Annotated in this window: 23 protein-coding genes, 1 tRNA gene and 2 pseudogenes; 7 read left to right on the plus strand and 19 right to left on the minus strand. The window is 71.9% G+C overall.

The genetic code is table 11. The annotated features are described in order from the left end of the window. Positions 1 to 49: 49 nt before the first annotated feature. From CUT44_RS19850 to CUT44_RS19920, 15 genes are all read right to left on the minus strand, one after another. Entirely contained in the window at positions 50 to 487 is a 438-nt protein-coding gene (locus CUT44_RS19850; protein WP_100203240.1) for a hypothetical protein, read from the minus strand. 251 nt (positions 488 to 738) lie between these two features. Next, a complete protein-coding gene (locus tag CUT44_RS19855; protein WP_100203241.1) occupies positions 739 to 2151 on the minus strand; it encodes an MraY family glycosyltransferase in 1413 nt (470 codons plus the stop codon). 255 nt (positions 2152 to 2406) lie between these two features. Further along, on the minus strand, positions 2407 to 3051 hold the full coding sequence (locus tag CUT44_RS19860) for an arsenate reductase/protein-tyrosine-phosphatase family protein (protein ID WP_100203242.1): 645 nt from the start codon (positions 3049 to 3051) through the stop codon (positions 2407 to 2409). 23 nt (positions 3052 to 3074) lie between these two features. Continuing rightward, positions 3075 to 3722: an L-threonylcarbamoyladenylate synthase gene (locus tag CUT44_RS19865; protein ID WP_100203243.1), complete on the minus strand. Its 648-nt coding sequence runs from the start codon at positions 3720 to 3722 to the stop codon at positions 3075 to 3077. After that, positions 3723 to 4568, minus strand: a complete 846-nt coding sequence (gene prmC / locus CUT44_RS19870; RefSeq protein WP_100203244.1) for a peptide chain release factor N(5)-glutamine methyltransferase — start codon at positions 4566 to 4568, stop codon at positions 3723 to 3725. It abuts the gene before it with no gap. 113 nt (positions 4569 to 4681) lie between these two features. Then, entirely contained in the window at positions 4682 to 5755 is a 1074-nt protein-coding gene (gene prfA / locus CUT44_RS19875) for a peptide chain release factor 1 (RefSeq protein ID WP_100203245.1), read from the minus strand. 152 nt (positions 5756 to 5907) lie between these two features. Further along, positions 5908 to 6132, minus strand: coding sequence for a 50S ribosomal protein L31 (gene rpmE, locus CUT44_RS19880; protein ID WP_100203246.1), 225 nt, complete (start codon positions 6130 to 6132; stop codon positions 5908 to 5910). Between the two features lie 235 nt (positions 6133 to 6367). Beyond that, positions 6368 to 7435: an LCP family protein gene (locus CUT44_RS19885; RefSeq protein WP_100203247.1), complete on the minus strand. Its 1068-nt coding sequence runs from the start codon at positions 7433 to 7435 to the stop codon at positions 6368 to 6370. Positions 7436 to 7709: 274 nt separating this feature from the next. Further along, positions 7710 to 9725, minus strand: a complete 2016-nt coding sequence (gene rho / locus CUT44_RS19890; RefSeq protein WP_100203248.1) for a transcription termination factor Rho — start codon at positions 9723 to 9725, stop codon at positions 7710 to 7712. A gap of 400 nt (positions 9726 to 10125) precedes the next feature. After that, on the minus strand, positions 10126 to 11052 hold the full coding sequence (gene thrB, locus CUT44_RS19895; RefSeq protein ID WP_100203249.1) for a homoserine kinase: 927 nt from the start codon (positions 11050 to 11052) through the stop codon (positions 10126 to 10128). 425 nt (positions 11053 to 11477) lie between these two features. Next, on the minus strand, positions 11478 to 12557 hold the full coding sequence (gene thrC, locus CUT44_RS19900; protein ID WP_100203428.1) for a threonine synthase: 1080 nt from the start codon (positions 12555 to 12557) through the stop codon (positions 11478 to 11480). Positions 12558 to 12604: 47 nt separating this feature from the next. Next, positions 12605 to 13903 (minus strand): homoserine dehydrogenase, encoded by a 1299-nt coding sequence (locus tag CUT44_RS19905; RefSeq protein ID WP_100203429.1) that lies wholly within the window; start codon positions 13901 to 13903, stop codon positions 12605 to 12607. A gap of 144 nt (positions 13904 to 14047) precedes the next feature. Next, positions 14048 to 15439, minus strand: coding sequence for a diaminopimelate decarboxylase (gene lysA / locus CUT44_RS19910; RefSeq protein ID WP_100203250.1), 1392 nt, complete (start codon positions 15437 to 15439; stop codon positions 14048 to 14050). A gap of 50 nt (positions 15440 to 15489) precedes the next feature. Further along, entirely contained in the window at positions 15490 to 16317 is an 828-nt protein-coding gene (locus CUT44_RS19915) for a DALR anticodon-binding domain-containing protein (RefSeq protein WP_100203251.1), read from the minus strand. A gap of 82 nt (positions 16318 to 16399) precedes the next feature. Further along, a complete protein-coding gene (locus CUT44_RS19920) occupies positions 16400 to 16843 on the minus strand; it encodes a response regulator (RefSeq protein WP_100203252.1) in 444 nt (147 codons plus the stop codon). 160 nt (positions 16844 to 17003) lie between these two features. Between CUT44_RS19920 and CUT44_RS19925 the strand changes: the two genes are divergently transcribed. Next, positions 17004 to 17075: transfer RNA gene (locus CUT44_RS19925), tRNA-Arg, on the plus strand. Between the two features lie 242 nt (positions 17076 to 17317). After that, the gene (locus tag CUT44_RS19930) at positions 17318 to 17785 is read left to right on the plus strand and encodes a hypothetical protein (RefSeq protein WP_100203253.1); all 468 of its coding nucleotides are present in this window, start codon (positions 17318 to 17320) and stop codon (positions 17783 to 17785) included. An 83-nt stretch (positions 17786 to 17868) separates the two neighbouring features. Here CUT44_RS19930 and CUT44_RS19935 read toward each other — a convergent pair. Beyond that, a pseudogene (locus CUT44_RS19935) lies at positions 17869 to 18912 on the minus strand (tyrosine-type recombinase/integrase); the annotation flags it as partial. A gap of 34 nt (positions 18913 to 18946) precedes the next feature. Between CUT44_RS19935 and CUT44_RS34120 the strand changes: the two are divergent. After that, a pseudogene (locus CUT44_RS34120) lies at positions 18947 to 19168 on the plus strand (integrase core domain-containing protein); the annotation flags it as partial. 122 nt (positions 19169 to 19290) lie between these two features. On the opposite strand, the gene CUT44_RS19945 reads toward CUT44_RS34120, so the two are convergent. Further along, positions 19291 to 19476 (minus strand): hypothetical protein, encoded by a 186-nt coding sequence (locus CUT44_RS19945; RefSeq protein ID WP_100203256.1) that lies wholly within the window; start codon positions 19474 to 19476, stop codon positions 19291 to 19293. 113 nt (positions 19477 to 19589) lie between these two features. Here CUT44_RS19945 and CUT44_RS19950 point away from each other — a divergent pair, with 113 nt between their 5' ends. Further along, positions 19590 to 20255, plus strand: a complete 666-nt coding sequence (locus CUT44_RS19950) for a class I SAM-dependent methyltransferase (RefSeq protein WP_233221509.1) — start codon at positions 19590 to 19592, stop codon at positions 20253 to 20255. Between the two features lie 118 nt (positions 20256 to 20373). On the opposite strand, the gene CUT44_RS19955 is transcribed toward CUT44_RS19950, so the two are convergent. Together CUT44_RS19955 and CUT44_RS19960 are read right to left on the minus strand one after the other, a co-directional pair. Continuing rightward, positions 20374 to 20703 carry a hypothetical protein gene (locus CUT44_RS19955; RefSeq protein ID WP_100203258.1) on the minus strand — a complete coding sequence of 110 codons (330 nt, stop codon included), beginning with the start codon at positions 20701 to 20703 and terminating at the stop codon, positions 20374 to 20376. 146 nt (positions 20704 to 20849) lie between these two features. Further along, entirely contained in the window at positions 20850 to 21263 is a 414-nt protein-coding gene (locus tag CUT44_RS19960; protein ID WP_100203259.1) for an ATP-binding protein, read from the minus strand. 251 nt (positions 21264 to 21514) lie between these two features. Between CUT44_RS19960 and CUT44_RS19965 the strand changes: the two genes are divergently transcribed. The 3 genes from CUT44_RS19965 (at position 21515) to CUT44_RS19975 (ending at position 23843) form a co-directional block, all read left to right on the plus strand. After that, positions 21515 to 22366, plus strand: a complete 852-nt coding sequence (locus CUT44_RS19965; RefSeq protein WP_100203260.1) for a helix-turn-helix domain-containing protein — start codon at positions 21515 to 21517, stop codon at positions 22364 to 22366. An 11-nt stretch (positions 22367 to 22377) separates the two neighbouring features. After that, positions 22378 to 22569, plus strand: coding sequence for a hypothetical protein (locus CUT44_RS19970; protein ID WP_100203261.1), 192 nt, complete (start codon positions 22378 to 22380; stop codon positions 22567 to 22569). A 221-nt stretch (positions 22570 to 22790) separates the two neighbouring features. Next, positions 22791 to 23843: a PDDEXK family nuclease gene (locus CUT44_RS19975; RefSeq protein ID WP_100203262.1), complete on the plus strand. Its 1053-nt coding sequence runs from the start codon at positions 22791 to 22793 to the stop codon at positions 23841 to 23843. The last annotated feature ends 60 nt before the right edge of the window (positions 23844 to 23903 follow it).

Here is a 23903-nt window from a genome sequence, read left to right on the forward strand (position 1 = left end):
ACCGGACGATAGCAGGAGTTCGAACGCGCCCTCGTCCCGCCCCCGCACGTCACGATTTGGGCCCCTGGGCCGCGGGCTTCCGCTCGGCGGGGGAATCGGGTTCCACGTACAGGATCTTCGCCTTCATGTGCGCGTACGCCTGGGCGGCGATCCACACCAGAGTGGTGCCGAGCAGGGTGAAGGCGAACACCTTCGTGTCGAACAGTGTGGTGTTCTTGAAGACCGCGAGCACGACCGCGAGCAGCAGGAGCTGTGTCGTGTAGAGCATCAGGCCCATGGCCTGGAAGAGATGCGGGAAGTTCTTGGCGGTGTGCTGGAGGACGGCGAGGCCGATCCCCATGAAGAGGATGACGATGACCGCTCCGAACACCGCGCCGATCACACCCTGGCCGCCGGCGAGCACCCCACCGGTGACCGCGGCCACCGCACCGGCGGCAGCGGTCGGAAGGGCGCAGCGCAGCAGCATGCGAGCGTCGTTCGACTGCATGGAGGAGGCTCCGAGGTTTCGGGGGCGTCTTGTCGTCGCTGACGAGCGTGTCCCCGGCGTTCGAGGGTGAAGACCTCGCCCCGGAGGACCGCCGCACTACGGTCCGTCCCTGTGGCCACCGGGTTCTCGTGAACGGTATCACAAACTATTTGATGAGGTCTTTACCTAGTTCGTGTGCGGACTCTCACACGTTCGGGGTACACCCTGCGGCATCAGGCTGACACGCAGCGGGAAGAACACCGGATGGCGTGCTACGGGCGGCCGTCGGTACCGCGGCCGGCCCCATGCCGCGCGAGCCGGTCGTGTTCCCGCAGCGCGGTCGCGCCGCTGAGCCGGGGGGGTTCCGGCAGCGGCTCGCGCCCCTCCTCCGCGCCGCCCTCGCCCTTCTTCTCCGTGCCCGGTTCCTGCGCGCCCGGTTCCTCCGTGTCCCGGCCCGCCCCCGGCTCCGCTTCCGCCGTCTCCGGCTGCGTTCCCGCCTCCGGCTCCGCGCCCCCGCGGAGCCGGTAGCGCGGCGGTACGAGCCGCTCCGCCCAGTCGGGCACCCGCGGGGTGAACCGCGGCAGCAGCAGGATCACCAGCCCCACCGCGCTGAGCACCACGATGGTCAGCACGATGACCAGGCTGGAGGACCGCACCGAGAAGGCGACCGCGCCGAAGCCGATCAGCGCCGACCAGAAGTACATGATCAGGACGGCCCGGCTGTGCGAGTGGCCGATCTCCAGCAGCCGGTGGTGGAGATGGCCCCGGTCGGCCGCGAACGGCGACTGGCCGCGCCAGGTGCGCCGCACCACGGCCAGCACCAGGTCGGCGATGGGCACCGCCAGCAGGGTCAGCGGCAGCAGCAGCACGGGCATGTAGACCGGCGCCATCGTCTGGACGGTGGTCTTGACCGAGCCGGTGGTGTCGGTGATGACGTCCGGATCGACCTGCCCGGTGATCGAGACGGCGCCGGCGGCCAGCACCAGCCCGATGAGCATCGATCCGGAGTCGCCCATGAAGATCCGCGCGGGGTGCATGTTGTGCGGCAGGAAGCCCAGGCACATGCCCATCAGGATGGCCGCGAAGAGCGTCGCGGGCGCGGCGGCCTCGATTCCGTAGCCGTACCAGATCCGGTAGGCGTACATGAAGAACGCCACCGCGGCGATGCAGACCATGCCGGAGGCCAGGCCGTCCAGGCCGTCCACGAAGTTGACCGCGTTGATGGTGACGACGACCATCGCGACCGTCAGCAGCGTGCCCTGCAGGGGGGTCAGCGCGACGTTGCCCACCCCGGGCACCGGCAGCCACAGGACCGTCAGGCCCTGCCAGACCATCACGCCCGCGGCGATCATCTGGCCGCCGAGCTTGACCAGCGCGTCCACGCCCCACTTGTCGTCCAGGACGCCCAGCAGCCAGATCAGTCCGGCGCCGGCCAGCAGGGCGCGGGGTTCATCGGAGAGCCTGAAGACGTTGCCGACGTTGGTGAGCTGGGAGGCCACCAGCAGGCCCGCGCACAGCCCGCCGAACATGGCGATGCCGCCGAGCCGCGGCGTCGGCTCGCGGTGCACGTCGCGCGCCCGGATCTCGGGCATGGCCCCCGCCGCGATGGCGAACTTCCGCACCGGCCCGGTGAGGAGGTAGGTGACCGCGGCCGTGACGCACAGCGTCAGCAGGTATTCACGCACGCATTCCCCAGAACTCTCGCAGGCCCGCCGGACACGACGCCCGGAAGACCACACCATAGACAACGGCCCGCCGCCGCCCGGCCGGCGGCGACACAGGCGGCACACCCGCTGCCCGCGCCAGGGCCCCGGGCGGCGCCGGGAAGGACGCCGTACGCACCACGTCCCCCGGGACTCCCGCGGGCCCCCCGGGCTCACACCCGGGACACCACACCTTAGACAACGGCCCGCCGTGGCCGGTTCCCGCCCACCGGCGCGCTACGTGCGCGCGGGTACCCCGGTCAGGGCCGTCACCACCGGATCGAGGGCGGTGTGTATCTCCTCGCCGACGCTGCGGAAGTACGTGATCGGCGCGCCGTAGGGGTCGTACACCTCGTCGGCCTCCGCGCTGGGCGCCAGCAGCCAGCCGCGCAGCGCCGCGGCGGCCCGCACCAGCGCGCGGGCCCGCTCCACCACGCCGCCCTCGCCGTCCGGGTCGGGGAGCGTGGCGGGGTCTATGGCCCGCACCAGCCGGGTGAACTCCTTGAGGGTGAAGGTGCGCAGCCCCGCGGAGTGCCCCATGGAGATGACCTGCGCCCGGTGGTCGCGGGTCGCGGTCAGCACCAGGTCGGCGCGGATGACGTGCTCGTCCAGCAGCTCGCGGCCCAGGAAGCCGGACGGGTCCGCCCCGTACTCGTGCAGCACGGCCGCCGCGTGCTCCTCCATCGGCGCGCCCTCGTGCCCCCAGGTGCCCGCGCTCTCCACCACCAGCCCGCCGGCCCGCCGGTGGCCGAGCCGGTCCACCAGGGCGTGCCGGGTCAGCCGCTCGGTGATCGGGGACCGGCAGACGTTGCCGGTGGAGACGTGGAGGATGCGGAAGACCTGCGGTATGCCGTATGTCCCGGACGGCACACCGGCCGGCATTCCGGACAGCCCGTCGGGCGGCGTCAACTGGCGACCTCGAGGTCGGGTACGACCTTGCGCAGCTCGTCCGCGTCGAGGGCGCCCGCGCGCAGCAGCCGGGGCACCGGGCCGGTGACGTCGACGATCGAGGAGGGCACCGAGTCGGGAGTGGGGCCGCCGTCGAGGTAGACCGAGACGGAGTCGCCCAGCATCTCCTGGGCGGCGTCGCAGTTCTGCGGTGCCGGGTGGCCGGTGAGGTTGGCCGAGGACACCGCCATCGGGCCGGTCTCGGTGAGCAGCTCGATGGCCACCGGGTGCAGCGGCATGCGGACCGCGACCGTCCCGCCGGTCTCGCCCAGGTCCCAGGTCAGCGAGGGCTGGTGCCGGGCGACGAGGGTGAGGGCGCCCGGCCAGAAGGCGTCGACCAGCTCCCAGGCCCGCTCGGAGAAGTCGGTGACCAGGCCGTGCAGGGTGGTCGGGGAGCCGATCAGGACCGGTGAGGGCATGCCGCGGCCGCGTCCCTTGGCCTCCAGCAGGTCACCGACGGCCTCCGGGGCGAAGGCGTCGGCACCGATGCCGTAGACGGTGTCGGTGGGCAGCACGACGAGTTCGCCGCGGCGTACCGCGGAGGCGGCCTCACGCAGACCGGTGGCGCGGTCGGTCGCGTCGGAGCAGTCGTAACGCCGTGCCATTTACGGCACCTCCCTGCGGGCTGTGGCAAAACGGGGCCGGTTGTTCAGGTCTGGGTGGTCCGCGGCGTCCGCCCAGCCGCGGTCCTCGGTGAAGATCCAGGGCACCTGGCCGCCCTGGGTGTCGGCGTGCTCGACGACCACCAGGCCGCCGGGGCGCAGCAGCCGGTGCGCGGTGCGCTCGATGCCGCGGATGGTGTCCAGGCCGTCCTCGCCGGAGAACAGCGCGAGCTGAGGGTCGTGGTCGCGGGCCTCGGGGGCGACGTACTCCCACTCGGTGAGCGGGATGTAGGGCGGGTTGGAGATGACCAGGTCGACCTGGCCGTCCAGCTCGGGCAGGGCGGTCAGCGCGTCACCGCGGTGCAGGGTCACCCGGGAGCCCTCGGTGTTCCTGCGGGCCCACCGAAGGGCGCCCTCGTCCAGCTCGACGGCGTGCACCTTCGAGCGCGGCACCTCCTGGGCGAGCGCGAGGGCGATGGCGCCGGAGCCGGTGCACAGGTCGACGATCAGCGGTTCGGCGACGTCCATGGCGCGGACCGCGTCTATCGCCCAGCCGACGACGGACTCGGTCTCGGGTCGGGGCACGAACACACCGGGGCCGACCTGGAGCTCCAGGTAGCGGAAGAAGGCGCGGCCGGTGATGTGCTGGAGCGGCTCACGGGCCTCCCGGCGCGCGACGACCTCCCAGTAGCGGGCGTCGAACTCGGTGTCCGCGACCCGGTGCAGCTCCCCGCGCCTGACACCGTGCACGTACGCCGCCAGCTCCTCCGCGTCGAAGCGCGGGGAGGGCACTCCGGCGTCGGCGAGCCGCTGGGTGGCCTGGGCCACCTCGGCGAGCAGCACGTTCACGTTCCTCGTCCTCCACCCGTCCCTGCCCGGCCCCGGCGGGGCGCCGTGCTGTTTCTCCGGCGTGTCCGGCGTGTCCGGGGCCGCCGGTGTTGTTGCCGGTCCTGTCGCCGGTGTTACTGCGCGGCGGCGAGCCTGGCCTCGGCGTCGGCGTCCACACACGCCTGGATCACCGCTTCCAGTTCGCCGTCCAGCACCTGGTCCAGGTTGTACGCCTTGAAACCCACCCGGTGGTCCGAGATCCGGTTCTCCGGGTAGTTGTAGGTGCGGACGCGCTCCGACCTGTCCACGGTACGCACCTGGCTGCGGCGCGCGTCCGACGCCTCCCGCTCCGCCTCCTCCTGGGCCGCCGCGAGCAGCCGGGCGCGCAGGATGCGCAGCGCCTGCTCCTTGTTCTGCAGCTGGCTCTTCTCGTTCTGGCAGGACACCACGATGCCGGTGGGCACGTGGGTGATACGGACCGCGGAGTCGGTGGTGTTCACCGACTGGCCGCCGGGTCCGGAGGAGCGGTAGACGTCGATGCGCAGGTCGTTCGCGTTGACCTCGACGTCGACGTCCTCGGCCTCGGGCAGCACCAGGACGCCCGCGGCGGAGGTGTGGATACGGCCCTGGGACTCGGTGGCGGGCACCCGCTGGACGCGGTGGACGCCGCCCTCGTACTTCAGCCGGGCCCACACGCCCTGGCCGGGCTCCGTCGCGCCTCCCCGGGCCTTGACCGCGACCTGGACGTCCTTGTAGCCGCCGAGGTCGGACTCGGTGGCCTGGATGATCTCGGTCTTCCAGTTGCGCCGCTCGGCGTAGCGCAGGTACATGCGCAGCAGGTCGCCGGCGAACAGCGCGGACTCCTCGCCGCCCTCGCCGGCCTTGATCTCCAGGATGACGTCCTTGTCGTCGCTGGGGTCGCGCGGGACCAGCAGCAGCCGCAGCCGCTCGGTCAGCTCCTCGCGGCGGGCCTCCAGCTCCTTGAGTTCGGCGGCGAAGTCCGGGTCGTCGGCGGCGAACTCGCGGGCGGTGGCGATGTCGTCACCGGTGCGCCGCCAGTCCTGGTAGGTGCCGACGATCGGGGTCAGCTCGGCGTAGCGCTTGTTGAGCCGGCGCGCGCGGGCCTGGTCACCGTGGATCGCGGGATCGGCGAGCTGCCTCTCGAGGTCGGCGTGTTCACCGATCAGTTCCTCGACCGCCTCGAACATCGTGGGAGTTCCTTAGCTGTGGGCCTGAGGGTGGGGCCGGGGTGGTGTGTCGGCCCGGGCCGGGAAGCCGGGGCGACGGGAGCCTGCCCGGACGGCAAAACGCCGGTCCGGCCGCCCGGGGCGGGCGGCCGGGAACCGGCGTCAGGAGGTCGCTACTTCTGCCGCGACCCGGCGTTCTTGCCGAAGCGGGCCTCGAAGCGGGCCACGCGGCCACCGGTGTCGAGGATCTTCTGCTTGCCCGTGTAGAACGGGTGGCACGCGGAGCACACGTCGGCGCGGATGGAGCCGCCGGTGACGGTGCTGCGGGTGGTGAAGGAGTTCCCGCAGGTGCAGCTGACCTGGGTCTCCACGTACTCCGGGTGGATGTCGCGCTTCAAGGTATCTCCTAGGTATCGGGAGGGCACCGGGTCGCACCGGCTCCTTCCGCCCGATGGCGGGCGGGAAGGTCGGCTGCCTGTGCGTGAACCGGGACCGACGGACCAGTCTGCCACTACTGGCCGCACCACCCAAAACCAGGGGCGGGAGGCCGTTATTCCACCGCCCCCCACGGCCCGCGCCACCTCCCCCACCGCTGCTTCCGCGTACCGCCTCCGCGTGCCGCGGCCCCGGCGGCTACGGGGCGATCGACCCCTCCGTCGCGGAGGCGGGGACCGGCTCGTCCGCCCGCAGCGCCGTCCAGATCCGCTGGGCCCCGCGCTGGATCGGCTCCACCCGGTTGGGGTCGGCCTCGGAGTACCGCACCGGCAGCGTGACCAGCTGGATGTCCTCGGAGTCGATGCCCTTGAGCACCTTGCCCAGCCCGGCCAGCTCGGCGGTCGAGGCCAGCCCGGAGTCGGTGGTGACGGCGGAGGTGGCGGTGTCCACCAGGTCGTAGAACCGCTTGGGCTCGGAGAGCACCCCGACGCTCCGCACCTGCTCCACCAGGGCCCTGACGAACTTGTGCTGGAGGTCTATGCGCCCCAGGTCGCTGCCGTTGCCGATGCTCTTGCGGGTGCGGACCAGGCCCAGTGCCTGCTCGCCGTCCAGGGTGTGGTCCCCGGGCGGGAGGGTGAGGTGGCTGTCCTCGTCGTCTATCGGCCTGCTGGTGGTGATCTCCACGCCGCCGAGTTCGTCGATCAGCTTCTTGAAGCCGGTGAAGTCGATCTCGATGTAGTGGTCCATGCGGATGCCGGTCAGCGACTCGGCCGTCTTCACCGCGCAGACGGGACCGCCGATCTCGTACGCCTTGTTGAACATCGTCCGCGGTTCGGCGGCCGCCGTGCCGCCCCCGGTCTTCTCGCAGGCGGGCCGGCGCACGAGGGTGTCCCGGGGGATGGAGACCACGCTGGCCCGGTCGTGCGACTCGGCGATGTGCACGATCATCGCGGTGTCGGAGCGCGCGGTGCCGTCGTCGCGGCCGTAGCGGCCGTTGTCGCCGGAGCGGGTGTCGGAGCCCAGGACGAGGATGTCCAGCGAGCCGCCCGGAACGTCCGCGGGCCGGTCCGTGCCCAGGGCGGAGTCGATGTCGACGTCCGAGATGTTGCCGTCGAGCCTGAGATGGACGAGTCCGAGCCCGGCTCCGGCCAGTACGAGCGCGCCGGCCACCACCCAGAGCGCGGCCCGCAGCGCCCGGTGCCGCCGTGACCGGGCTGTCCGGTCCGCACCGGTGCCGCCGTCTGCGGTGGTGTGCTCGTTCGCCATCTCGTCCCTCGTCCCGCCGTGCGCCTCCGCCGGTGGAGGCCCACGGAAGGGCCGCCGGCGCCTCCGCGGAACCACCGGTCCGGTGGTGCGGCCGGTCGGAGGGCGTTCGGCCAGGGGAGTTCCCTCTCCACTTGGACGGCGTACCCCCGCCGGCCGGGTTCACTCCGCCGCGCTCCGGGGCCCGCCGGCCGTGGCATACGGCGAGGGCCGCCCCACCGCACGGGGTGGGGCGGCCCTCGCCGCCGCTTCGGGACCGGCCGTCTGCCGGACGCCGCTAGTCGCCGTTGCCGGGCGCCGGCGTCGTCTTCTGGATCTGCATGAGGAACTCGGCGTTGGACTTCGTCTGCTTCATCTTGTCCAGCAGCAGCTCGATGGCCTGCTGCTGGTCCAGCGCGTGCAGGACGCGCCGCAGCTTCCAGACGATGCCCAGCTCGTCGGCGCCCATCAGGATCTCCTCCTTGCGGGTGCCGGACGCGTCGACGTCCACCGCCGGGAAGATCCGCTTGTCGGCGAGCTTCCGGTCGAGCTTGAGCTCCATGTTGCCGGTGCCCTTGAACTCCTCGAAGATGACCTCGTCCATCCGCGAGCCGGTCTCGACCAGCGCGGTGGCCAGGATCGTCAGGGAGCCGCCGTCCTCGATGTTCCGCGCGGCGCCGAAGAACTTCTTCGGCGGGTAGAGCGCGGTGGAGTCCACACCGCCGGACAGGATGCGGCCCGAGGCCGGGGCCGCCAGGTTGTACGCGCGCCCCAGGCGGGTGATCGAGTCCAGCAGCACCACCACGTCGTGGCCGAGCTCCACCAGCCGCTTGGCCCGCTCGATGGCCAGCTCGGCGACGGTGGTGTGGTCCTCGGCGGGGCGGTCGAAGGTCGAGGAGATGACCTCGCCCTTGACCGACCGCTGCATGTCGGTGACCTCCTCCGGCCGCTCGTCCACGAGCACGACCATCAGATGGCACTCGGGGTTGTTGCGGGTGATGGAGTTGGCGATCGACTGCAGGACCATGGTCTTGCCCGTCTTCGGCGGGGCCACGATCAGACCGCGCTGGCCCTTGCCGATGGGCGAGACCAGGTCGATGATCCGCGAGGTGAGGTGGCCCGGCTCGGTCTCCAGCCGCAGCCGCTCCTGCGGGTACAGCGGGGTGAGCTTGCCGAACTCGGGACGGCCCTTGCCGCTCTCGGGCGACATGCCGTTCACCGAGTCCAGACGGACCAGCGCGTTGAACTTCTCGCGCCGCTCGCCCTCGCGCGGCTGGCGGACCGCGCCGGTGACGTGGTCGCCCTTGCGCAGGCCGTTCTTGCGGACCTGGGCGAGGGAGACGTACACGTCGTTCGGGCCCGGCAGGTAGCCGGAGGTGCGGACGAACGCGTAGTTGTCCAGGATGTCGAGGATGCCGGCGACCGGGATCAGGACGTCGTCCTCGGAGACCTGCGGCTCGGCGGCGAAGTCGTCGCGGCCGCGGCGGCCGCGACGGTCGCGGTAGCGGCCCCGGCGGCCCCGGCGGCCGCCCTCGAAGTCGTCGTCACGGCTGTCACGGCTGTCGCGGCTGTCGCGGTTGTCACGGCTGTCGCGGTTGCCGCGGTTGCCGCCGTCCTGGTTCTGCTGGCCGCCACCGCCGCCGTCGTTGTTCTTGTTGCGGCGGTCGCGCTGCCGGCCGCCCTTGGCCTGGCGGTCGCCCTTGTCCTGCTTGCCGTCCTGGCGGACATCCTTGTCCTGCTTGCCGTCCTGCCGGGTGTCCTGCTTGCCGTCCTGGCGGACGTCCTGCCGGGCGCCGTCGCCGCGGGACTCGGCGGACCTGTCCCGGTCGGCCCGCTCACCGCCGCCGTCGGCGGCCGGGGCGTCGGCGGTCCCGCCGCTCCTGCCGCGCCGGCCGCGCTCACCGGCGGGCTCGTCGCTGCCCGGCTGGCCGGGGATGTCAATCTGCTGCTGCGCGGTATCGCCGGAGCCCTGGGCGCCCTCGTCCGTACGCGCCTTGGAGGTCGCACGGCGGCGCGGCTTGCTCTCGGCGGGGGCGGCCGTCTCGGCGCCCGCGCCGCCCGCGGCACCGCCGCCGGCGTTCTCCGCCTGCTTGGCGCGGATGGTCTCGATCAGCTGGCTCTTGCGCATGCGCGCCGTGCCCTTGATGCCGAGGCCGGAGGCGACTTGCTGGAGCTCTGCCAGCACCATGCCCTCAAGGCCCGTGCCGGAACGGCGACGCCTGGGGGCGGTACCTGCTGCGGGCGCGGCGGAGGCGTCCGTGGCGGGCGCGGCTTCGGCGGTGTCCACGCCCATCAGATCGGTGGTATCGCTCACGAAGGGTCCTTCCCTGGAGCGGGCGTCGGCCTGTCTGGCTCGGCGACCGGTTGTGCTGTCCGGCTGCGGTCCTTGTGTCGACCGGGCCGGGGCGGTGGTTCCGCCTCGGTGTACGGCGGAGGAATCAGTACATTCGGTGTGGCGTGAAGGGATGACGTGTGTCAGTCACGCCGTTCCGGGGCGAGCTCGGCACTGCTCGGCAGGCTGCTCAGGCAGTTCTGGAGGCTCCCGGAAGGAGGAGTGGCCCCTGTATGGGACTGTACCCATGGGATCACGGAGAGCACCGCACCGCCCATGGGTAATCCCAGAAGGCTGCGAGTGCAGACTTGAGGTTAACACTACCGGCCCCAACAAACATTCCCCCTCTCGTAGGCCCGCATTCGTGTCGTCGGCCCCGCGCTCACTGGCCCGTGCCGGCCAGCGGCAGGACGCCGGCGCCCGTGGTGTCGAGGGCCAGCCGGTTGGCCGCCCATCCGTCGCCCGCGAGCCGCGCGACCTTCTCGGCCGCGTCCTCCCCGACCAGCGCGAGCACCGTGGGGCCCGCGCCGGAGATGACCGCGGGCACCCCGTCGGCGCGCAGCCGGTGCACCAGCTCCGCGCTCTCCTCCATCGCCGGGGCGCGGTACTCCTGGTGGAGCCGGTCCTCGGTGGCGGGCAGCAGCAGCTCGGGGCGGCGGGTCAGCGCCTCGACGAGCAGGGCCGCCCGGCCCGCGTTGGCGGCCGCGTCCACATGCGGGACGGTGCGCGGCAGCAGTCCGCGGGCGGTCTCGGTGAGCACCGGCCGGTCCGGGACGAAGACCACCGGCACGACGGCCGGGTGCGGGTCCATGCGGATCGCCCGGGCCGCGCCGCCGTCCGTCCAGGCCAGGGTGAAGCCGCCGAGCAGGCAGGCCGCCACGTTGTCGGGGTGGCCCTCGATCTCCGTCGCCAGCTCCAGCAGGGCGACCTCGTCGAGCTTCTCGGCGCCGCCGGTGGTCACCGCGCGGGCCGCGATGATGCCCGCGCAGATGGCGGCCGAGGAGGAGCCCAGCCCGCGGCCGTGCGGGATGCGGTTGGCGCAGACGATCTCCAGACCGCGCGGCTGGCCGCCCAGCATGTCGAAGGCCGTGCGCAGGGACCGCACGAGCAGGTGGCTCTCGTCGCGGGGCAGGGTGTCGGCGCCCTCGCCGGCGATGTCGATGTGCAGACCGGAGTCGGCGACACGCACCACGACGTCGTCGTACAGGCCCAGGGCCAGGCCGAGGGCGTCGAAGCCGGGGCCGAGGTTGGCGCTGGTGGCTGGGGTGCGCACCCGGACGGCGGCGGCACGGAACGCTGGACCGGCCATCTCTCGACGACTCTCCTTGACGTGGCTGGACGCGGTGGGGCGTGGTTCGGCGGGACGTGGCGGGGCGGGGTCGGGGCGTGCTGGGATCGGTGCGGCTGTGCTGGTCTGTCGCTCGGTGGCTGCTGTCCTGTGCGGCGGGATCGGAGGCGGACGGCGTGACGTCTCGGAACCGCGGCCGGGGGCCGGACCGGTCCACCGACCTCCGGCACATGCCATGCGGCAGGTCGGGACGCGGTCCCAGCCTATCGAAGGACGGTTCGGTGCGGACACAGGGCGTACGAGAGGCGCACGATGCGTGTCGCGCGCTCGTATGCGCCCCCCTCGGCGGGTACGGCCGTCTCCGGCGCCGTACCCGCCCGCCCGGCGGGTCACGCGGGCCACCCCGGGCCACGCCGGGCCACGCCGGGGAGGTCACACCGGAAGAGTCACACCAGCCCCAGCCGGTCGGCCGCGGCGACCGCATCGACCGGTACGACGATCGGCTGCGGCGCGCCCTGCACGGCCCAGTCGGGGTCCTTGAGGCCGTTGCCCGTGACGGTGCAGACGATCCGCTGCCCCGGGTCGACCTTCCCCTCCTCGGCGGCCTTGAGCAGACCGGCCACGGAGGCGGCGGAGGCCGGCTCGACGAAGACGCCCTCCTGGGCGGCCAGCAGCCGGTACGCGGCCAGGATCTGCCGGTCCGTCACCTCGTCGATGAAGCCGCCGGACTCGTCGCGGGCCCGCTCGGCGGCCTCCCAGGAGGCCGGGTTGCCGATGCGGATGGCGGTGGCGATGGTGCGCGGGTCCTTCACCGGCTCACCCCGCACGATGGGCGCCGAGCCGGACGCCTGGAAGCCCCACATCCGCGGGGTGCGGGAGGAGTGGGCGCCGTCCCCGGCCGAGGGGTCGGCGTACTCGCGGTAGCCCCGCCAGTAGGCGGTGATGTTGCCCGCGTTGCCCACCGGCAGGACATGGATGTCGGGGGCGTCGCCGAGCATGTCGACGATCTCGAAGGCCGCGGTCTTCTGGCCCTCGATGCGCACCGGGTTGACCGAGTTGACCAGCGCCACCGGGTAGTTGTCCGACAGCCCGCGCGCCAGGGTGAGGCAGTCGTCGAAGTTCCCGTCGACCTGGAGGATGCGGGCGCCGTGCACCAGCGCCTGGCCCATCTTGCCCAGCGCGATCTTGCCCTGCGGCACCAGGACGGCGCACACCATCCCCGCGCGCACCGCGTAGGCGGCGGCCGAGGCGGAGGTGTTGCCGGTGGAGGCGCAGATGACCGCCTGCGCGCCCTCCTGCTTCGCCCGGGTGATGGCCATCGTCATCCCGCGGTCCTTGAAGGAACCGGTGGGATTGGCGCCCTCGACCTTGAGGTGGACCTCGCAGCCGGTGCGCTCGGAGAGCACCTGGGCGGGCACCAGCGGCGTACCGCCCTCGCGCAGGGTGACGACGGGGGTGTCGTCGGTGACCGGGAGCCGGTCGCGGTACTCCTCGATGATGCCCCGCCACTGGTGGGCGCCGGACATTCGCGGAGTGGTGTTGCCAGGGCTGGCGGTGGTGGCGGTCATCTCTCTCATTCCCCTTCGACCCGCATGATGCTCGCGACGCCGCGCACGGTGTCCAGCCCGCGCAGCGCCTCGACGGTCGCCGACAGGGCGGCGTCCGGTGCCCGGTGGGTGACGACGACCAGCGAGGCGCCGTCCTCCGGGCTGTCCTTGCCCTGCTGGCGCACGGTGTCGATGGAGACGCCGTGCTCGGCGAAGACGGTGGCGCACTGGGCGAGTACGCCCGGTTTGTCGGCGACGTCCAGGCTGATGTGGTAGCGGGTGACCACCTCGCCCATCGGGCTCACCGGGAGCTGGGCGTAGGCGGACTCCCCCGGGCCCGTCGAGCCGTTCAGCCGGTTGCGGCAGGCGGCGACCAGGTCCCCGACGACGGCCGAGGCGGTGGGGGCGCCGCCCGCGCCGGGACCGTAGAACATCAGCCGGCCGGCGGCCTCCGCCTCGACGAAGACCGCGTTGTACGCCTCGCGGACGGAGGCGAGCGGATGGCTGAGCGGGATCATCGCCGGGTGGACGCGGGCGGTCACCGAGCGGCCGTCGGCGGCGCGCTCGCAGATGGCCAGCAGTTTGACCGTACAGCCCATGCGCCGGGCGGAGGCGATGTCCGCGGCGCTGACCTCGGTCAGCCCCTCGCGGTGCACGTCGTCCAGGCGTACCCGGGTGTGGAAGGCGATGCCCGCCAGGATCGCGGCCTTGGCCGCCGCGTCGAAGCCCTCCACGTCGGCGGTCGGGTCGGCCTCGGCGTACCCGAGGGCGGTGGCCTCGTCCAGCGCCTCGGTGTACCCGGCGCCGGTGGACTCCATCCGGTCGAGGATGAAGTTGGTGGTGCCGTTGACGATGCCCAGCACCCGGTTGACCTTGTCGCCCGCCAGCGACTCGCGCAGCGGGCGCACCAGCGGGATCGCGGCGGCCACCGAGGCCTCGTAGTAGAGGTCCACACCGTGCTTCTCGGCGGCCTCGTGGAGGGCCGAGCCGTCCTCGGCGAGCAGCGCCTTGTTGGCGGTGACCACACTGGCGCCGTGCTCGAAGGCGGTGGTGATCAGGACGCGGGCGGGCTCGATGCCGCCGATGACCTCGACCGCCACGTCGATGTCGCCCCGGGCCGCCAGCGCGGCGGCGTCGGTGGTGACCAGCTCGGGCGCGATGCCCTCCCGGACCCGCCCGGGGCGCCGGACGGCGACCCCGGCCAGCTCGACGGGGGCGCCGATCCGGGCGGCGAGGTCCTCAGCGTGCGTCGTCATGATGCGTGCCACCTCCGAGCCGACGACACCACAGCCCAGCAGCGCCACCTTCAGCGGACGCGTACGCATCATGAGACCTCGCTTCTTCACAGTCCGGTGGAGTTCAAGTCTCACGCACCGGTCGGCGGTTCCCCCGCCTCATCCAGCATGCGAGACATGTCTCCCTCTCTTCGAGACGCCGCCGCCCGGACCGACCCGGCCGGCGGCGCCCGGCTACCCCACGTCCAGCCGGAGCAGGTCCTCCTCCGTCTCCCGCCGGACGATCACCCGGGCCCTCCCTCCCGAGACCGCCACCACCGGCGGCCGCAGGACGTGGTTGTAGTTGCTCGCCATGGAGCGGCAGTACGCGCCGGTGGCCGGGACGGCGAGCAGGTCGCCGGGGGCCAGGTCGGCGGGGAGGAAGGCGTCCCGCACCACGATGTCGCCGCTCTCGCAGTGCTTGCCGACCACCCGCGAGAGCATCGGCGCGGCGTCGGAGACACGGGAGACCAGCGCCACGGTGTACTCGGCGTCGTACAGCGCGGTACGGATGTTGTCGGACATGCCGCCGTCCACGCTGACGTAGGTGCGCAGGCCCGGCAGCTCCTTGACGGTGCCCACCTCGTACAGGGTGAAGGTGGTCGGCCCGGCGATGGCCCGGCCCGGCTCCACCGACAGCCGCGGCAGCGCCAGCCCGGCGGCCTCGCACTCGTGGGCGACGATGTCGTGCAGCGCCTTGGCGATCTCGTGCGGTTCGCGCGGGTCGTCGTCGGCGGTGTAGGCGATGCCGAGCCCGCCGCCGAGGTCGATCTCGGGCAGCTCCACGCCGTGCTCGTCGCGGACGTCCCGCAGCAGGCCCACCACGCGGCGCGCGGCGACCTCGAAACCGGCCGTGTCGAAGATCTGCGAGCCGATGTGGGAGTGGAGGCCGACCAGCTCCAGGCTGTCCAGCTTCAGCACCCGCCGCACCGCCTCGGCCGCCTGCCCCCCGGCGAGCGCCAGACCGAACTTCTGGTCCTCGTGGGCGGTGGCGATGAACTCGTGGGTGTGCGCCTCCACCCCCACCGTCACCCGGATCTGCACCCGCTGGCGCCTCCCGAGCCGCTCGGCGATGTGCGCGACGCGGGCGATCTCCTGGAAGGAGTCCAGCACGATCCGGCCGACCCCGGCCCCGACGGCCCGCTCGAGCTCGGCGGTGGACTTGTTGTTGCCGTGCAGGGCGATGCGCTCGGGTGGCATCCCGCCGGCCAGCGCGGTGGCCAGCTCGCCGCCGGAGCAGACGTCGAGGTTGAGGCCCTCCTCCGTCAGCCAGCGCACCACGGCGCGGCACAGGAATGCCTTCCCGGCGTAGAACACGTCGGCCTCCGCGCCGAACGCCTCGCGCCAGGCCCGGCAGCGGGCCCGGAAGTCGTCCTCGTCCAGGACGTAGGCGGGCGTGCCGAACTCCTCGGCCAGCGAGATCACGTCCAGCCCGCCGACGCTCGCCACACCCCGCTCGCCGCGGGTGACGGTACGGGCCCAGATGCGCGGGTCGAGGGCGTTGAGGTCGGCGGGCGGCGGGGTGTAGTGCCCCTCGGGGAGCACGTCGGCGTGGCGGGGGCCGGCGGGGTGTGCGGAACGGCTCATGGTGGCTTCGTACTTTCCGTCGGGATCCGGCTGAGTTCCGCCGGATCCGGCTACAGGTGTGCGGGTGCGGTGACGCCCAGCCGGGACAGGCCGCCCGCCAGCACCGCCCCGGCGGCCTGGGCGAGGGCCAGCCGGGCACGGTGGGCGGCCCCGGGTTTCCGCTCCCCTGCGGGCAGCACCCTCCCGTGCACGTCGAGGAAGGCGTCGGCGACCGCCGTCAGGTGGCGGGCCAGCCGGGCGGGCCCGGTGGCGGCGATCCGCTCGTACTCGGCCAGCAGCCCGAGGAGCTCCCGCTCCCGCGGCCCGTCGTACGCGTAGCCGTCCGCCCCGGGCTCCGGTCCGAAGCCGAGGTCGCGCGCGTTGCGCAGCAGCGCCCGGGTGCGGGCGTGGGCGTACTGGACGAGGAAGAGGGGGTTGCCCTCCCGCTGCTCGGCCGGGGGCCGTACGCCGGTGGCGGCGGCCCAGCCCCGCAGGTCGCGGGCGGGGTCGGTGGAGGCCGCCACGGGAACGTCGCCGTCCGTGGCGGCCAGGGCGGCCACCAGGGCGGCCCGGGCGCGGTCCGCGACGGTGATGTTGAGGAAGCCCGGCCCGGCGACCGTCACCTGCGCGATGCCCTCCTCGCGGGCCAGCCGCTCCCGCAGGACCTCGGCGACCCGGTGGGCGGGCCGCCCGGTGACGGCGGCCAGCCGCAGCGCGGCGTTGGTGGCGTAGTCCCCGCGGCCCGGGTGCGGCGGCGGGCCCACGGTGATCCGCGCGGCCGGCCCGTCCGGGGCGCCCAGCGTGTCCAGCGCGTCCGCGGGCAGCTCGCCCAGCGCGCCGTCACCGGCGGCACGGCGCACGGTGCGCAGCACGGTGCGCGAGAGCTGGGCGGGAGTCACGTGACAAGGGTATGGGAGGAGGGGGCCGGGTACGCGAACGTGTTTCGCGGGATGACACGCACCTCACACCGTCCGCACCCGCTCAGCCCAGCGGCCGTACGGCGGAGTCCGCCCCGTACGGCTCGCCCGTCCCGGGCACCCCGGACCCCCCGGGCGTCCCGTCGGCCAGCCGCCGCACCAGCCGCACCAGCCCGGTGGGGTCGAAAGGCTTGGCCAGGAAGGCGTCCACCCCGGCCACCCGCATCCGCTCCCCGTCCAGCTCGGACCGGGTGCACGCGCTGATGATCGCCAGCGGGACGTCCCGCGTCCGCTCCCGGGCGCGGAGCCGCTCGGCGGTCCGCAGACCGTCGAGCCGGGGCATCACGAGGTCAAGGGTGATCACGTCGGGCCGCACCCGCTCCACGATCTCCAGACACTCGGCACCGTCGACCGCGGTCACGACCTCGAAGCCTTCGAGTTCGAGGTTGACCCTGATCAGCTGCCGGATGGCCTTGTCGTCGTCCACCACAAGGACCCGGCCGGACATGCCAGGCACATCCACGAGGGTAGGCCCCCGCCTCCCCCCGCGTCCGGGTTTTCCCTTTTCCGCCCGCACCGCGACCCGCCCCCGCCGCGGGAAACCTGTTCCGACCCACCCCCCGGAAGCTGGTAGTGTTCTACCCGTCGACGCGATCACCGCCGACGACGCCCCCGTAGCTCAGGGGATAGAGCAACGGCCTCCGGAGCCGTGTGCGCAGGTTCGAATCCTGCCGGGGGCACCCTTCATGAGGTGCCAGAAGACCCCGCCACCAGCCAGAACGCTGGAAGCGGGGTCTTCGTACGTGTGCAGGCGGACGCCGCCAAAGGCAGCCCGATGACAGTGATCACGTAATGACGACGTAATGATCTTGGCTGTCTTCCTGCAGGTCAGCGCCCCCGTAGGTCTCCAACCGTCTATGCCCTGCCGAGCCACAGTGTCACCAAGCCCAGAGCATGGTTGATCTTGTGGTGTCCTGCCCTGATGACTGGTGTTCTCTCGACCCTCATAGCGGTACTGGGAACGCTGCTGGGCGCTGTAGTGACCCACTTGTTCCAGCGCACGGCAACCAAGCGCTCCCAAGACTTCACCGCCCAGCAACAACTCCGCTCGGAGCGCATGGCCGTGTACAGCGACTTCGCCGGGGCAGTGACCGAGTTCCGGCGGGGGCAGCACGACCGTTGGCATCGCAAGAATGAGGACCCCGACAGCACCGCCTGCTTTGATGCTCGGGTAGAGGCCTACCGCCTCCGCGGTGTCGCGTTGCACGCCCTGTTCCGAGTCCAGCTCATAGCAAGCAGCCAAGCGCTGGTCGACGCAGCACAGCACGCATACAAACTGACCTCTGACGCCCATCGAGCCTCCAGCAAAACCGAGCTGAGCACTCTTGGGGAGCAGGCACGGCAAGCGTTGGAAAGCTTCATATCGATGGCATCTTCCGACGTCCGATGACGCCAGCCCAGGGCTGTCAGCCGTAGAACGCCGAGAGCCCCGGATCTCTCCGGGGCTCCTCATCGATCATTCAGCGGACCGTCTCACCCTCCCAACTCGCCGTCCTCCTCGCCCAGACCCCTCATGATCCGGTCGTTCATCTCCTGCTCCTGGCCGTCGATGCACTTGGCGTAGATCTTGAGCAGCACGTCCACCGAGTGGCCCGCACGCGCGGCGACCTCGGGTGCGGGCACGCCGGAGTTGAGCCACTGGGAGACGCCCGCGTGCCGCAGGTCGTACGGCCGGGCCGCCAGGACCGAGGAGACCTGTGCGGGCACGAGGGCCAGTTCCCGCGCCCGCTTCCACACGCGCGAGTACGAGGAGGCCGCCACGACGTTCCCCCGCTCGCTGGAGAACAGCCGCCCGTCCTCCGCCGTGCCGAACTCCTCCAGGTGCTCCCGGAGCATCCGCACCAGCGGCGGCGGAATCGGGACGTGACGCACCTCACCCTTACTGCGTTGCTTGAGGCCGCGCCGGTCGTGGGTCTCCCCCGAGTCGGTCCACGCCTTGCCCGCCACCGGGCGCGTCTCCTCCAGGTCGATCCGGCCCCAGCCCTCTTCCGGAAGGGTGCAGTCCGACTGCCGCAGCCCCAGCGCCTCACCGGGCCGCAGGGCCGCGTAGTACAGGCAGCCGTAGAAGGCCCGCAGTCGCCGACCGCTGGCCCGATCCCAGCCGCCCACATACGTCACCGCGTTCAGCAGCTCACGCGCCTGCCGGGGATTGACCACGGTCCGCCGGTCGACTTGCTGCACGGGTTGCTGTCCCCGCTTGCGCCGTACCTTGCCCAGCGGATTGGAGGGCAGCACTTCCAGTTCCACGGCGTATTCGAGGGCGTTGTACGCCACCGCTCGCCTACGCCGGTACGTCTGGGCAGCCGCGGGCTTGCCGTCGAGCTTCCGCCCCAGGGCGTCGACCAGGGCGTGAACGCGGCTGGTCTCCGTCAGCTCCGCCATGGGCAGCGACGCCTTCTCGACCCAGCGCACGGCCGCCGCGATCTCCTCGGGCCGCTCCCGCTTCCGCCGGGGCGGAGGCAGCAGGTACGAGCGCAGCGCGGACCGCAGCACTGCCGGTTCCGGCCGCCCCCGCACCGCCTGGCGCCAAGCGCTGGCCGACCTCGGCGCCACCGGCAAACGCATCCGCCCGTACCGGCCGCAGACCAATGGCAAGGTCGAGCGCTTCAACCGCACCCTGCTGGAGGAGTGGGCCTACGTCCGGCCCTACACCAGCAACGACGAGCGCACCGCCGCCCTGGCCAGCTTTCTGCACGCCTATAACTACCATCGCTGCCACACCGCACTCGGAGGCCAACCCCCGATCAGCCGCGTCAACAACGCTGCGAGTTAATACGCCTAGGACAGAGCCCGGTTTCGGGCCGCTCGCGGACCAGTCTCCCGAACATGCCATGAGCCCCGGATCTCTCCGGGGCTCATGGACTCAGCGGGCACGGCCCTCGCCGTCTCGCCCCGCTACCGGCTCCCTGGCGGTCGGAGGTCACGAACGAGCGCGTAGACGGCGATCAGGAAGATGAGGACCCCGCCTACTGCCCACAGCACGGACGCCCCTGCCTGGTACTCACCTATGCCGATGACGAGGAACACCGCGCCGACGAGGACGCCGAAGGTTGAAATCAGCGTACTGATGCGGTTGGCCACGCGTACATCTTCGACGACGGCGACAGGCCCGTACAGACAGGGCCGACCCGTAGCGTTCTACGCTGGGTCGCGAAAGCCGGAACCGGCCGGACATGCGAGGAGAGCGAGCGGACGTGGCCGACGAGGTGCGGAAGCCGGCGGACACGCAGCTCCGGCACTGGCAGAACACCTACCGGGCCCACCCGGGCATGTACGGTGAGCGGCCCTCGGACCCGGCCGTCCACGCCGCGGGCGTGTTCCGCGCGGCCGGCGCCAGGGACGTGCTGGAGCTGGGAGCCGGCCATGGCCGCGACGCGGTGTACTTCGCCCGCGAGGGCTTCACCGTCCGGGCCACCGATTTCAGCACCGTCGGGCTTCGGCAGTTGCACGACAGCGCGGAGGCGCACGGCCTCGGGGACCGCGTCAGCACGGCGGTGCACGACGTGCGTGAGCCGTTGCCGCTGCGGGACGGCTGCGTAGACGCGGTCTTCGCCCACATGCTGCTGTGCATGGCCCTGTCCACCAAGGAGATTCACGCGGCGGTCGGCGAGATCCGGCGTGTCCTGCAGCCCGGCGGCACCCTCGTCTACACCGTCCGCCACACCGGAGACGCCCACTACGGCTCGGGCCTCGACCACGGCGACGACATCCACGAGCACGCCGGTTTCGCCGTGCACTTCTTCCGCCGTGAGCTGGTCGACGCCCTGGCCGACGGCTGGCTTCTGAAAGAGGTCCACGCGTTCGAGGAGGGCGAACTGCCCCGCCGATTGTGGCGCGTCACCCAGTCCCTGCCCCGGTGACTCCTTCACCGCTGCCGCCGGCGGACAGCCGTCACGTGATGATCTCGGCGGGGCTTCCCAGGCCCGGCATGCAACCGGGGAATGAGCTGCGCCGCCGTGCCGATGTGTCACCCCACGCTCAGGGCCACGGCTCGAAACCGTCCGACTGATCCAGATGGAACGGCGATCCGGAACGCTCGGGTGCCCAGCCGCGCGCGAGGGCGGTACGGATGGCGCATGCGACGTCGCCGGGAAGTACGGGGCCGACGGACATGCCGACCCCGTTGCCGGGATGCGGCTGGTCGGTGGTGACGACGAGCACGGTTCCCGGCCGGTCGGCGTGTTCGACCGCGTAGGTGCAGGGCGACCAGCACATGCCCTGGTCGTACGTGGGTCTTCCCCGCAGACGCCAGCGGTAGCCGGTCCCGCCGACCACGATGCGCCGTGCTCCCCTCCGCCTCAGCGCCATGCTCTCCTCCTCGGACGGAGCAGAGATCCTAACGAACCGCGCCGGGCGGCCTGGTGGATGGTCCACAGGGAGGAGAACGTCGACGACGAGGCGGCCCTGGCCCGCCCGGCCTGCCGCGTCCCCTCCCTGCCGGCCGCTCCGCCGGGTCAGCCGCCCCGGCGGAGCGAGAGTCCCGCGATCACGGACGTTCCGCACGTGGGGCGGGGGCGGATGGTCCAGGCGGTGGCAAGGCTGTCTACGAGGAGCAGGCCACGGCCGCTCTCGGAGTCCGCGTCCGGACGGGTCAGCACCGGCCTGCCCGTACCCGGGTCGGAGACGGCGAGCCAGTAGTGCCCGTCGGCCGGCCACAGGACGAGTTCGATCAGCTCCCCGGCCTCCCGGCGGGTGCCGTGGCGGATGGCGTTGGTGACCAGCTCGGAGGTCAGCAGGCAGAGGTCGTCGCCGAGTTGGGGCCGAAGGGCCCGCGGCAGCGATGCGGTGACGGCGTGCCGGGCCCGCCGTACGGAGGCGGGGTAGGCGGGGAAGCGCCAGTGGACGGGGACGAGGGGGATCTCGGGCATGGCGAACTCCAATGTTCGGTAAGGGGGTTGGGATCGCCGGTGGCCTGCCGCCCTGGTCGCGTACACACCCGCCCCAGGGCAGGCGGGCATGCTCGCGCGGTGCGCTTCCGGCATTGCGGTGTGTAGCGTGCGCGATACCGAAGGTAGGGCAGCAGGGGCCATATTTGCCATGCGGTCCGTAACAATGGCCTCGATGTGGTGAACTTGTGCTCATGTCCCAGCAGGGACACGCACGGCGCGGAAGGAACGGCATGCCACCAAGGACGGTCCTCACCCAACGTCAGAAACGTCTGGGAAGTGAGTTGCGCAGGATGCGCACCGCAGCCGGTGTGTCCGCGGAGTACGCCGCAGGGCTTCTCGGCGTCGACCGCAGCAGGATCTCCAACATGGAGTCCGGACTACGCGGGATCAGCGTCGAACGGTTGCGCACGCTGGCCTGCAACTGCGACTGCACCGACGAGAGATACGTCAACGCATTGGCCGAGATGGCGGAACCGAGCAAAACAGGTTGGTGGGAGCGCTACCGGGGCAGCTTGCCGCAAGGCCTGCTGGACATCTCCGAAACCGAGGCCAACGCGGTGCGTCTGCGAGGCGCGAACACCGTGCACGTCCCGGGGCTGCTCCAGACATCGGAACATGCCATGGCCGTCTTCCGTGCCGTCATCCCACAGCTTCCCGAACATGAGGTCGCTCTCCGTCTCGCGCACCGCTCCGAGCGCCAGAAGGTGATCACCGGCGGCAACCCGACCCCGTACGTGGCGGTGATCCACGAAGCGGCGCTTCGTATGCAGTTCGGCGGACGGGACGTTGCCCAGGCACAGTTGGAGTACCTACTGGAGGTCTCCGAGTGGGACAACGTCACCGTGCTCGTCCTTCCCTTCAGCCACGGCGCCTTCCCTGGGGCAGGGCACACGGTCGTCTACGCCGAAGGGCCTGTGCAACAGCTCGACACTGTGCAGGTGGACAACTCTCATGGACCTGTCTTCCTGCACGCCGACGGCCAACTCGCGAAATACCGGGCACAGCTCGATCTGTTGGAAGACCTGACACTCTCCCCGGAGAAGTCCCGGGACTTCATCCACCAGATCGCCCAACAGCTATGAGGGGAAGCCGGATGGCTGACATCACCTGGGAAGCACCGTTCTGCGGCGAAGGCAGCTCCTGCTTCCGCCTCGGCACCGACGCCGACGGCAACGGCTACATAGCCGTCAACGGCCAGGAGGACCACTACCTCACCGACTCCCTCGAAGCCCTGCGCACCCTCATCACCGATATCAAGGCCGGCAAGGCCGACCATCTCCTGTAGGACCCGCCGCGCGCGCCACCGCCCGCCGGTACCGTGCACAGCAGTCGGCCGACGGACGCTGTGTCAGGGCCACGCGGGGCGCGCGTGGCGCAGGCGAGCAGGATCGCGAGGTGTGGCCCGGCCTCCCACGTCGCCGGTCCCCGGCCGTCTTCGGCGGGAGCGGCACACGGCTGCTCGGTAGACTCGGCCGGCACGAGAGGAACGGCAGCCCGGGGGGTGACATGGCGGTCGAGCGGGTGTCGGTCGTCGGCGCGGCACAGCCTCTGGACGCACGGGAGATACGGCTGGCCGACCTGGGATTGCGGGAGCGGGCCGATCTCCAGAAGTGGATCATCGCCGATCCCTCCCTCATCGAGCCGGGTCTCCTCGTCCTGACCGAGGAGTACGACAAGTGGGCCACCTCGAACGGGGACAGGGTCCGCGACCGGCTGGACCTGCTGGCCCTCGACTCCGAGGGGCACCTCGTCGTCATCGAGCTCAAACGCGACGACGCCCCGGGCGATGTGCACCTGCAGGCCGTCACCTACGCGGCCATGGTGTCCCGTTTCACCGAGGAGGACCTCGCTCGCATCCACGCGGACTTCCTGCGGCGCTCCGGCCGGGAGTGCGGCATGTCGGAAGCGCTGGAGGCCATCCGGGAGCACTGCGGTGACGAACTGGATGTCGCGCTGCTCAAGCAGCCCCGGCTCGTGCTGGTCGCCCGGAGCTTTCCGAGCCAGGTCACCTCGTCGGCCGTGTGGCTGAACGAGATGGGAATCGACGTCAAGCTGGTCCAGTTCCGGCTCTGGGCGGCGGACGGGACGCATGTGATGACCACCTCGGTCCTCTATCCGGTGCCGGGGCTCGAGGAGTTCACCGTGGTCCCCGCCCGCGCCGAGAAGGCCGAGACGGCGCAGCGGGCCGCGAACAACGCCCGGAACCGCAGGGCGGTGCTGCGCATCATCGACAACGGCTCGGTCAAGCCCGGCCAGGAACTCCGGTTCCGCTCCTTCCCGGAGTCCATGGCCTGGAGCAACAGCGACATCGACAGATGGGTCGCCGAGGACTCCAGGCGCGGCCTCGCGACCTGGACCGGTGACCGCAACCGCCCCCTGCGGTGGGAGTACGACGGTCAGCTCTACGCGCCGACGTCGCTGGTGAAGGAGATGGTCGAGCAGTTGACGGGGAACCGTCCCAGCCACGCCACCGGCCCCAGGTACTGGGTGGACGCCGACGGGCGGGACCTGGCCGAACTGGCGGACCTCCCCGGTGAGAGCGCGCCCGACGACCGCTGATCACCGGCAGCGCCGCGTCCGTTCCGGTTCCCGTGCGGACACCGTCGGCACCACCGCGGC

The sequence above is a fragment of the Streptomyces carminius genome, assembly GCF_002794255.1.
GTDB lineage: Bacteria > Actinomycetota > Actinomycetes > Streptomycetales > Streptomycetaceae > Streptomyces > Streptomyces carminius.